Genomic DNA, 11669 nt, shown 5'->3' with positions numbered 1-11669 from the left:
TTCTACATCACAAACAGTGTAAACAACCTCTATAACATAGCAATTTAGCTTCGGTACAATACGAACTTGGTTAATATTACTAACAAAAGTAGGAAATTCAATACTAGATTGAGAAAGTTTAATTATTCCTTTGTTTAAAGCAGGTTTAGATAGCGCATCTGATGGATAAATCACAAAGTTTCTACCCCGTTCTTTATGCTTATACTTAGGTATCTTTGGTTGGACTAAATATTTATCAGGGTGTTTTGACCAATCTTTTAATGCAGCTAACCAACATGCGCCAACATTCTGAAACCCTTCTAACTATTTGTTTACTTACCAATGTCTGTAAATACCTGTAAGCTTCTAAATTTTTGGTTTGGTGGTAGATATCTACGGAATTGTAGTATTTACCAGTTTCAAAAAAGTGATGCCGTTGTAAGTAGGTAGCAGCATTGTAGAGATGTTTCGACTGTAAAGCTAGGTAATCGCATTCTTTCCAATACTGATGTTGTTTGCTAATTATATGTTTTTCTACTAATTGCATTGTTCGACCTTCAATGTAATACTCACATTATATATGATTTATTCCCAGAATGTAACCATGGCCAGGAAAAAGATTTACAATGAAGAGAAACGTAGGTTTACTATGACTTTGACTGAGACAGCTATACAGTGGTTGGAGAAAAAACAAATAGAACTAGGTGCAAATAGCTTAAGCGATGTCATTGAACGTATGGCCAGAGAAAAACTAGACCAAAGGTGAGATATGTCTAGTTATGGGTGGATTTTAGTTGACTGTTTCTCACCCAAGTAATTTTTCCTTCTGCCCCCTGCCCTATTCAATTTTAGATTTTAGATTTTCCTGAATTTAAGATTTTCTCTGGAATTATTTGAAACAAATTGACTCCAAATTAAATCTAGAATGTAGAATGATTTTGTCTCTCAGTATAAAGGAGGAGTTAAATGTATCAATAAATTCCAGGGGTAAGACCTTTGAGAATAAGTATTGACAGCAATATAACCTGTGATTATACTAACATAAAAGTTAAATTATAATTATATGGCCACTGTCAAAACTGCAATTTCATTACAAGAGTATCTGTTTGAACAAGCTGAAGCACTAGCAGCAGAAATGAAAATATCTAGAAGTCGTTTAATAGCGATCGCTCTAGAAGAGTTTATTCGTCGGCATCAAAATCGACTATTGCTAGAAAAAATAAATGCTGCTTATGAGGATGTTTCTGATACAGAAGGATCAACATCAATAAGTAGTATTAGTGGACATCATAGGAGTATAATAGAGGACGAGTGCTAATTAATCAAGGTGATATATTCTGGATTGAATTAGATGAACCATCTGGTTCCCAAGGTACTTACAAACATCCTCATGTTGTAATTCAGAACAATGTTTTTAATTTTAGTTTGATTAAGACTGTGGTTGTTTGTAGTTTAAGTTCTAATCTCAAGCTTGCTGCTGTTCCTGGTAATATTGTTTTGGCAGTAGGTGAGGCAAATTTACCAGATCGAACAGTTGTGAATATATCCCAGATTTTCACAGTAGAAAAAGCAAAATTGACAGATAAAATAGGTACTCTTTCACCGGAGAGAGTAGAAAAAATATTAGAGGGAGTAGAGTTACTACTTAAACCAACAGAAATGGAATAGCGATGGGATTTTTGCCTGTTTTGCTCCTCACCTTAAGTTTTTTATAGGCAATTTTTGTATCAAAAAATTTTAATTTTTGCTGTATCTACTATATTTTTTTACAAAGAAAAATTAGTTTCCGCTACACAATAAATATTAGCTGAATCGCTGAGAAGCCTCACGCCATAATTTTTAAGAGGAGCGTGAGATGAATCGGCGGCAAATTGAATGGGTTCGATGCCCATTCAATTTGCATACTATCCCCGCAGAAGCTTTTGCCCTAGTTGAAAAACTTGTATTATTATGTTGCTATAACCCCGGAAATTTTCCACCATGCGCACTGCCTACCAATATAAATTAAGGCCCGACAAAGAACAAATAGCCACAATAGAAATGTGGTTAGAATTATTGCGTCGGCAGTACAATTATCGGTTAGGTGAGCGGTTCTCGTGGTGGTCAGAAAACCGTTGTCCAGTTAACGCCTGCCCCTTAGTAACGCCCATTCCTCAACTAAGAGATAATCCAGATTATTACTCTCAAAAACGAGATTTGGTTAATACCAAAGACAAATTTCGGGAGTACAAACTAATTCATTCTCAGGTCTTGCAGGATTGCATAAAACGGGTAAAACTTGCTTTTGATAGATGGTTTAAGGCAGATAAAAAAGGAACTAGATTAGGAAAACCAAGATTTAAAGGAATTAGACGTTATCGCAGTTTTACTTATCCTCAAATCAAGCAAGACTGCATTGAAGACAATCAAATTAATTTGCCAAAAATAGGCAATATCAAGTTGATTAAACATCGACCGCTACCTGATGGTTTTCAAATTAAAACAGTGACAATTAGTCGTAAAGCAGATGGTTATTATGTGACTTTATCCCTAGAAGACAAATCAGTTCCAGCTTTGAGTTGTGAAATTGAACCTACATTAAAAAATACTTTGGGAATTGATATGGGATTGAAGGAGTTCTTAGTAACAAGTGAAGGAGAATCTATCCCCATCCCTCAATACTACCGCTCTTCTCAGCAGCGATTAAAGACTCTACAAAAACGCTTATCCCGTAAAAAGAAAGGAAGTAAAAGATGGTTAAAAGCTGTTAAAGCTGTAGCTAAACAACATAAAAAAGTAGCCGATAAACGTAAAGACTTTCATTTCAAAACAGCCCATGAATTGTTATTAAAAGCTGAAATTATCGCCCATGAAAACTTAAACATTAAAGGACTAGCAAAGACTCGTTTGAGTAAATCAATTAATGATGCAGGATGGGGAAATTTCCTGTCTATTTTGACTGTCAAAGCTGAAAATGCTGGACAGAAAACCATAGCAGTGAACCCCAGAAATACCAGCCAAGATTGCTCAAATTGTGGGGAAAAAGTCCCCAAAGAATTAAACATACGAACTCATTCTTGCCCACATTGCGGCATAGTAATGGACCGCGACTTAAATGCGGCGATAAATATCAAAAATAGGGCGGTAGGGCATTCCGTCTTTAAAGCTCGTGGAGCCCGATGCAATAGCAGGGCTGGGAAACGAGAAGCTCACACTAAGCTGGCGCTATAGTGTGGGAGATGTCACTCTAGATTGATTTTCCTTTTCTACAACCCGATGGATATACTTGCCACACTTGCTCCGCTAACGGGTTTGCGTAGCATTATGTAGGAAAGCGAAACAGATTTCTATCGCTGTAAAACTATCCTATTCGACGATCTTTGAGGAGGATTTATGTTGAATAAGTTAAATATAGCAATATGATTTGAGTTGTGAGATATTGAAAACTTTTAGGGAATAGGGAATAGAGAAGAAGAAAAAAATGTATCATCTGAATATAATAATTACTATATTCTATACTTTTAAGGAACATCTCAATTCTCACAACTGATTCCTGATTGCTATAACACTAAACTACCCAATATCTTCATAAAAAGATTTCAGTAATTTTGTATTTTCCTCCCAGTTAAGGTGAGTTTTGGCAAAATTAATTGCACCCTGACTTAACTTTTCAGATAGAGATTTATCCTCAAACAACTTCCCTATAGACTCAACAATATTCACTGCATCAACCATAGGTAAAACTAAAGCATCTTTCTCATTTTCCATCACCAAACCAATATTAGTCCCAGGTAAAATTACAGGTTTACCCATTGCCAAAAATTCGGGTAATTTACAGGGGAAACGATAATCATTAAATTTATCTGGTTTACCTGGTTGAATTAACACATCTGCCAAAGCCAAAATTTCTGGCATTAAACTCCGGTCTACATATCCTAATTGAATGGCATATTTCCGCGCCCAATTATCATCATCTCCCAAAAAATTACAGAAATCTCTACCTGTTCTAACTAATACTGCAGGTTTACCTCCTCGGTTCAACATTGCTACAGCTAAATACAAACTTCTCACTTCATGAGTATTAGCAGCATGAACATTTCCGGTGTAGGAAAAAACTAAAGTATTTTCAGGAATATTAAACCTTTTTACTATTTCTGGATTGGGATTTCTGGGATAAAAATACTCGGTTTCTACACCAGGCCATAAAACTAAACTCGGCACATGATTCGGCACAAATTCTTTTAACCTTTCAATAATTACTGTCACTCCATCGGCACTTGCTAGAAACTCCCGATATTTCTGGGGATGAGAAACATTATCTGGAATTGCGAGAGACCCATTAGCATTAGCAATTTCTTGAAAAGGTTTGTTTAAATATTTTTCCAGGACATATTCCTCATTATCTTCCAAGTGAATTACTAATTTAAAGTGATAAGCTTTCCGGAGTTTATGACAATAATTTCGCGTAACTTCTCTCGGAGTCCAAACATGAACTACATCCGGACCTTGCTGATTTTTAAATAATTTATTCAGCCGATAAAATTCACCATATTCTGTCACATTATATAAATGTGTTAAATGTTCTCCCACTTGAGAAACAGTCTGTTTATTTCTAGGAACAGCCACCACACAATCAAAGCCCAATTTAACTAAATTATTAGCAAAATGATGCACATGAAGGGCACTATTAGAATGAAAATCTTCGTACAGAACAAATAAAATATTTTTCATCAAAACTATATCTTTGAATATCTGATTTTTTTAGTAAATGTAAGTCAATAAGCTAATTAGCTATGAGCCGTCAGCTTTTGTTGTTTGCCCTACTGAAGTAAACATAATATACTACTCATCCTTAAAAAAAGGGGGGTCATTTCAGTTATCAGTTATCAGTTATCAGTACCGACCACTAAAGCCGGAGGCTTGAAAATACTGGATTGAATATTTTTTCATCCCCTTAAAAGGGGAGGATTTGGACCTCATTTTTTGGTAAGGAGAGAGATCCTTATAAAAAGATTTTAGGTAAACCAGAGGCGATCGCTAAACTTCCTTGACTCATCATACTGACAAATTTATTCCATTAGTTGTTGTACTTCATTTAATGGTAAATCTACCACTTCAGCAACTTGCTCTGCTGTTAAACCGAGTTTGATTAATTTAGAAACAGTATTTAATTTAGTTGCGTACAAAACATTTTCAACGATGGGTTGGCAAGAGGTTGTCTTTTTGTAATTTGATTGAGTATTTGCAGCATTACTATTTTCTAATTCTGCTGTTTCGGAATTAGAGCAAAGATTGAGATTGCCAATTTGTACTGGATTAAATAACCGAGAATGATAATTTGCAAATCCTAAACGTTCGACTGTAGCAATAAAATTTGACTTATTTAACTTTTCTCCAAAAATTTCTGATAAAACTTGCCAGAGTTCGTATCCTTCATCCTTAACATGACCATTAGAACATTTATATTGTTCTGCAATTTCTCTATATTTTTCGTTATTCAGAACACCTTTTAAAATTCCCATTTGTAGATTATTGAGGTGTTTTCCCGTTTGCTGAAAGACTAACTCATCAATTGAATTTAAAACTATTTGCCAGTCCATTGTCTTAGAATTAATTTTTCTGAAAAGCTTATCCGCTATTATCCTTCTTTATCCGTCCTTTTTATATTTTCTTAATAAAATCTCCGTTTTTATCCGTCTTTTTCCGGCTTGTAGATATGAAAATGAGCGAATTAGAATTGTATTAGATAAGCTTGCAAAAAATATATCAAGCTAAGGAAATTGTAACAAAGTATTAGTTAAATTAGATAGAGTAATATGAAGTCTGGAAAAATTTTGACCTTGACACTGATGTGGGGATTATTAACAACATTTTTCCCTCAGATAGCTAAAGCTGAACGCCCTGCTTGGGGTTCTGGTTCTGGTTGGCAACGTGTTAGCACTAAACGAAGAGCAGAATGTGAATTAGCAGCAGAAAGGAAATTAAAAGAATACGAAGCTTCAGGAAAGTTACAAAAAGGAACAGTAAGACGTATAGCAGGAACTGGTGCAGAAGGCCGAATGGCAGGGAAAGATGCAATGTTTGCTGTAATTTGTGCTCCTGAAGGTGATGCTGTCTATGTATTTGATGTTTGCCCTGATAGGGTCTGTCGAGAGAGACCTGTAATTGATCTGCGTAACGAATTGGGGCAAACTATTTTCTGGTAAACAGTATTTGTAGGGTTGAGCGGTAACGAAACCCAACACAAATACTATTTACCAAAACCCTGTCTCTAAATCTACTTTTATTTATCAGTTATAAGCATTTGTAGTCCAGTAGTGGACTGTTTCAACTAAAATGATGCAATAGAAAATTGGTTAGAGATTGCTTTCCTACGGAATGCTACGCAAACACTGCCGTTCGCAATGACAATTCTAACGCACTATTTAAGATGAAACAGTCCACTACTGTCTAAAGTTATTTGTATCAAGGCAAATCCTATCTTTGGTTTGAGCTTCCTAAAAAAGTGATTTTTGGCGTAGCCCTAACCCTTAAGCCTTTAGGAATCGTGGCTCCGGCTGCTTTTGCTGCTTTGGCTGCTTTACCCTTCTCATCAAACAACGCGCGATACGGCTGACGCCACGCTCCGCGACCGCCGGATTTAGTAGCCGATTTAGTATCAGAGGAATTTTGAATTTCTTTTCAAGCTACTCTCTTTACTATCATCTGTCTTGGACCACAGATTTTAAGCTGCGAGTATCTATATCTATCTCGAAAATAATTTTTTCATTTTTAAAACTTTCCTATACATCCAATAATTTTTTTCATCCCACTCACTACAATTTAAGCTGTCTAGTGTACTATTGCTATAGTCGCAATAGAAAAAATCATGTTTATCAGCACCACAGAAGCAGCAAGTCTTTTAAGTATATCTACTCAAAGAGTACGAGTGTTGCTTAAGGAAGGCCGCATACAAGGGGCCAGAAAAATCAATAATCGAGCCTGGGTAATTCCGTTACACGAAGGAATGCCAAGAATCCACCGCCGAAGAAAAGGTCCGAAACCACGTTGGAGTTCCCATCAGCGCTGTGGCAAAAACACAGTTCATTTTAATCGCAACCACATTGGAATTAATACAACCAAAAAAAATACTGATTTGACAATTCTTTCGGTCAAAGAAGGCAGCAGCAATTTAGCAACAGGCCATGAAGCTGAAATTCATGGTCCCTGTCGGATTGTGTACCGAGCAAATAAACCTCATAGTTGTGGTGCTACTGTGTGGATTGAAACTCTTGCAGCAGTGACAATGGTTGATTATAAAGAGGGGATTTTCAAAATAGATAACAAATGGGTTTTAACTGATGAATAAAAAGTAGGTTTACAACTACAAAACGACAGTGTAATCGTTACGTTGAATATCAAAATTTAGATTGTAATATGGGTCGCCCAAATCCATATCAATTTGCCATTGGTCTAATAGCAACATATAGTCAACTACATCATAATTTCTTTGTCTGTGTTTTTCTGATTGATGATTAATTAAAACACTACGGGGGGTAAAGACTATTCGCTTGCCATTTTTCCTCAACTTCAAACACAAATCAACATCTTGATAATCGGAGAAAAAGTGTTCATTAAAACCTCCAACCATTTCAAAATTTTGCCTACTCACCATTAAACAATCTCGACTTACAGCAGATACTTCTCTTGCACAAACTAAAGAACCTGCATAACCATCATGGTTAGTGGGAAAACCTCGCATTACATAATCAACTTTTCCAGATTTTCCTAATACAATACCTGCGTGTTCAACAATTCCATCTGGGAAAATTAATAGTCCTCCCACGGCACCAATATCAGATTGTTCGGCGTAATATAAAAGATGTCGTTGCCAATCTTCAGTAACAACTTCTAAATTAGTATTGAGGAAAATAAAATATTCTCCTTGGGCAGTTTTGGCAGCCAGATTATAAGCACGAGAATAATTAAATTTCCCAGATAGATTTAAAACTTTCACCGCAGAATTTTGGATAATATTTTCTGTTTTTTCCCCACCCACTAAAATCACTTCATTTTTGGGATAAGTTGAAACAGACAAAAGATTTTGCGACCATTTATCAATATTTTCTGAAAGATTAGGAGCAGCAATAATTAGACTAATCAAAGGATGATTATTTCTAGGTAAAGGATTAATATTTATTCGATGTTTACCTAAACCTGGTTCTGCTTTTGCTGCTAAACCAATTCTTTGTAAATGAGAATTAACAGCAGCTTGTTGTACTACTTCAATACCTGCTTTAGCATCGGCATCTCCCGAAATACTTCCTTTAACTTGTCGCCAATGATAAAGGTGTCGAGAAATATGAGCAATTTTATTAGTTTGTTCGGAAACTCGTAACATAAACTCATAGTCTTGTACTCCATCAAATTCGCTCTTAAAACCACCAGCAGTTAAAGCTAATTCTCGACGGACGCATAATAAATGACCGACATACATAACACCACGAAAATATTCAGGAGACCAGTCAGGTTTAAAGAATGGAACGATATAATTTAACCCAGAAAAATCAATTTTATCTTCATCGGAATAAACTACATCAAATCCTTCCGCCAGTTTATTGAGACTATCTTCTAATGCTGTGGGAGCCAGAGTATCATCATGGTCTAATAAACAAATATATTCTCCTGTAGCCATATTTAGAGCTTTATTTGTAGCAGCACTAATTCCGCCATTATCTTCTGAAAGTAGAACTTTAATTCTGGGTTCTTTTTCTGTTAAACCTGCAAGTATATTTCTAATTTCTGGTTGTTTCGAGCCATCATCAACAATACACCATTCCCAGTTAGGGATAGATTGGTTAAGAACACTTAAAACTGTTTCCACAAACCAATCTAAAGATGAATTCCAGGTTGGAGTAAGAATACTAATAGAAGGTTTAGAGTCATCTCTTCTTCCTTCTATCAAAGATTCAGAAAAATCCCTTTTTCCTTCTTCCTTCTTACTCCTTCCTTCTATATCAGAAAAATCCCTTCTTCCTTCTTCCTTCTTCCTTCTTCCTTCTACTAAAGATTCAGAAAAATATCTTCTTCCTTCTTCCTTCTTCCTTCTTCCTTCTATATCAGAAAAATCCCCTCTTCCTTCTTCCTTCTTACTCCTTCCTTCTATATCAGAAAAATCCCTTTTTCCTTCTTCCTTCTTCCTTCTTCCTTCTACTAAAGATTCAGAAAAATATCTTCTTCCTTCTTCCTTCTTCCTTCTTCCTTCTATATCAGAAAAATCCCCTCTTCCTTCTTCCTTCTTACTCCTTCCTTCTATCAAAGATTCAGAAAAATCCCCTCTTCCTTCTTCCTTCTTACTCCTTCCTTCTATATCAGAAAAATCCCTTTTTCCTTCTTCCTTCTTACTCCTTCCTTCTATATCAGAAAAATCCCTTCTTCCTTCTTCCTTCTTCCTTCTTCCTTCTACTAAAATAATTTCCCAGAATTTATCAACTGTTACTCCGGATAAACCCAATAATTCCTGTTTTTGTTTGGGCGGGGGAGTAGGAAGTTTTGACTTTTGAGTAACTTCTTCTAAGGGTTTAGTCAGAAGTTTTTTTTTAGTCGTAATTGAGGTATCTGGTTCTACAGGAAATAGACTCTTGACAGGAATATCTTCCCTTTGAGATTTGAACTTTTCTAGATCGGCTTGAATTTCTTGAATTTCTATTTGCGATTTCTCCAAATCTGCCATTATTTCTGCCAGTAAAGGAGAGACAGAAGACTTAGATTCAGGAGTAATTTTTACAGTAGATTCTGATGGTAAATTATTCTGCAAAACCTCAGAGCGATCGCTATCTATTTTTTCCAACTCTTGTAAATTTTCTGACTGCTTATTTCCAACTTCTTCTTTAACCAAACCATCAATTTTTTCCTGATTTACTCTGACTTCTTCGGAGGAACGCTCCCTATCTATTTTTTCCAACTCTTGTAAATTTTCTGACTGCTTATTTCCAACTTCTTCTTTAACCAAACCATCAATTTTTTCCTGATTTACTCTGACTTCTTCGGAGGAACGCTCCCTATCTATTTTTTCCAACTCTTGTAAATTTTCTGACTGCTTATTTCCGACTTCTTCTTTAACCAAACCATCAATTTTTTCCTTGTTTACTCTGACTTCTTCGGAGGAACGCTCCCTATCTATTTTTTCCAACTCCTGTAAATTTTCTGACTGCTTATTTCCGACTTCTTCTTTAACCAAACTCTCAATTTTTTCCTGATTTATTCTGACTTCTTCCTTCTCAAGAATTACCATATCTGGATAACTTCTCTTACCCACTCGTCCACACCAAGAACCATAATATTTTCCTAATACATTGAAACCAGCATTAATCACCCACTCCAATAATAAAGACTCCAGAAAACCCATGCCTTTTTCTGGTGAATTTAGGTCTTTAGTAAAACCTTCCTGAACTCTATGAATAAGAGGTTGAGAACTCTTGCCTTCAGATATTAATTGTTCTGACTCGTGGTTAACTAAGAAACATTGGAATAAGAAACGACCATCTGGTTTTAAAACTCGATAAATTTCATCTAAATAATTACGAATTTCTTTTCCACCTACCTGAGTAAATCTGGAACCGATAAAGACAAAATCAAAACTTTTGTCGTCGTAGGGAAGTTTCAAATCTGAGTCTATCTGACGGAAATTGAAATGTGGTTTGTGGTTGCTAATATTCTGTTGTGCCCAAGATATTAATTCTTCAGAGAAGTCATTCCCTTCATAACAACCTGGAGATTTTAAATAATAGGCTAGACCATAAGCAATATTTCCGACTCTGCAGCCAATTTCCAAAACTTCAGCAGTGGGTTGAAGACCTACTCTTTGGATAAAGTCTCCTAAAAATTTGCAACTTCTTTGGATAAAGTTAATTGCTTTTCCTTCTATATATTTATCGTCAGGAATTGGCAGGGATGGATTAAATAGTTGAAATAGAATTTCTCCTTCTTTCCCTTGAAATATTGGAGTCAGAGTAATTAGAGTATTTTGACAGTTTTGAAGTTCTGCCTTTGTCAAGGGTATTTCCAGGCTAAATCTAGCATTTTCAGCATTATTAAGCTTAGTCCGAGCTTTTGCGACATCTGGGCTAGGTAAACCTAATTTTTGCTCAAAAGAAGTAAATTCTTGACTGCCGATGAAAACTTTAAAGCTTTCTACAGAACCAAAATTGTAAGAACCTACCCATCCAGATATGATTAATTTTTGATTGGCTTTCGCTACTTTATCTAGATGACCTATTGTTGTAATTGGTTCAATTGGTGGGATGAATTTTGGTTGTTCTTGAATTATGGGTGCTACTGAAAAAGTTATTTGTGTGGGATTATCTAATACTTTAGACAAAACCTGACCTTTGCCGTGTTTAAATATAGGAGTTAAAGCAATCTCAGCATTTTGGAATTGTGAAATTTGTTCTGGGTTAAGAAATGCCTTGATACGAAATCTTGCTTTGTCAGAATTATGAAGATTCGGATGTAATTTCCTCACATCTGGACTTGGTAAATTTAAGGCAGTTTCAAAATTTTCTATTTCAGTATCTGCAATAGTTAATTGAAAGCTTTTTACTACTCCTAAATTACGAGAAACTACCCAACCTATTAGTAATAATTCTTGACGGTCAAATTCTACCTTATCCAGAGAACCCAATGTTGCTAATAATTTTGTTTTTTCTGACACTGTATATGGTTCTAAATCA

General features: G+C 35.5%; 10 protein-coding genes. 6 read left to right on the top strand and 4 right to left on the bottom strand.

The annotated features are described in order from the left end of the window. Positions 1-235: 235 nt before the first annotated feature. Complete coding sequence (locus F6K54_RS06385) at positions 236-526, bottom strand: hypothetical protein (protein WP_293075744.1); 291 nt, start codon at positions 524-526, stop codon at positions 236-238. A 57-nt stretch (positions 527-583) separates the two neighbouring features. Between F6K54_RS06385 and F6K54_RS06380 the strand changes: the two genes are divergently transcribed. The 4 genes from F6K54_RS06380 (at position 584) to F6K54_RS06365 (ending at position 3189) form a co-directional block, all read left to right on the top strand. After that, positions 584-745, top strand: a complete 162-nt coding sequence (locus F6K54_RS06380; RefSeq protein ID WP_293075742.1) for a hypothetical protein — start codon at positions 584-586, stop codon at positions 743-745. 297 nt (positions 746-1042) lie between these two features. Next, positions 1043-1297: a hypothetical protein gene (locus F6K54_RS06375; protein WP_293075740.1), complete on the top strand. Its 255-nt coding sequence runs from the start codon at positions 1043-1045 to the stop codon at positions 1295-1297. Beyond that, a complete protein-coding gene (locus F6K54_RS06370; protein ID WP_293075739.1) occupies positions 1291-1647 on the top strand; it encodes a type II toxin-antitoxin system PemK/MazF family toxin in 357 nt (118 codons plus the stop codon). The genes F6K54_RS06375 and F6K54_RS06370 overlap by 7 nt, the downstream gene beginning before the upstream one ends. Before the next feature lie 312 nt (positions 1648-1959). Beyond that, positions 1960-3189 (top strand): transposase, encoded by a 1230-nt coding sequence (locus F6K54_RS06365; protein ID WP_293075737.1) that lies wholly within the window; start codon positions 1960-1962, stop codon positions 3187-3189. Positions 3190-3531: 342 nt separating this feature from the next. Here the strand turns inward: F6K54_RS06365 and F6K54_RS06360 are convergent, their stop codons facing one another. Both F6K54_RS06360 and F6K54_RS06355 read right to left on the bottom strand, forming a co-directional pair. After that, entirely contained in the window at positions 3532-4689 is a 1158-nt protein-coding gene (locus F6K54_RS06360; protein ID WP_293075735.1) for a glycosyltransferase, read from the bottom strand. A gap of 338 nt (positions 4690-5027) precedes the next feature. Further along, positions 5028-5558 carry a hypothetical protein gene (locus tag F6K54_RS06355; protein ID WP_293075733.1) on the bottom strand — a complete coding sequence of 177 codons (531 nt, stop codon included), beginning with the start codon at positions 5556-5558 and terminating at the stop codon, positions 5028-5030. Between the two features lie 216 nt (positions 5559-5774). On the opposite strand from F6K54_RS06355, the gene F6K54_RS06350 reads away from it, so the two are divergent. Continuing rightward, positions 5775-6164, top strand: a complete 390-nt coding sequence (locus F6K54_RS06350) for a hypothetical protein (protein WP_293075731.1) — start codon at positions 5775-5777, stop codon at positions 6162-6164. Between the two features lie 662 nt (positions 6165-6826). After that, positions 6827-7306: a DNA-binding protein gene (locus tag F6K54_RS06345; RefSeq protein WP_293075729.1), complete on the top strand. Its 480-nt coding sequence runs from the start codon at positions 6827-6829 to the stop codon at positions 7304-7306. Positions 7307-7321: 15 nt separating this feature from the next. On the opposite strand, the gene F6K54_RS06340 is transcribed toward F6K54_RS06345, so the two are convergent. Continuing rightward, the gene (locus F6K54_RS06340; RefSeq protein ID WP_293075727.1) at positions 7322-11650 is read right to left on the bottom strand and encodes a glycosyltransferase; all 4329 of its coding nucleotides are present in this window, start codon (positions 11648-11650) and stop codon (positions 7322-7324) included. Positions 11651-11669 lie beyond the last annotated feature (19 nt).

The organism is Okeania sp. SIO3B5 (assembly GCF_010692555.1).
Taxonomy (GTDB): Bacteria; Cyanobacteriota; Cyanobacteriia; order Cyanobacteriales; family Microcoleaceae; genus Okeania.
The sequence above is the reverse complement of the archived record's forward strand: the minus strand, read 5'-3'. Positions and strand labels throughout refer to the sequence as shown.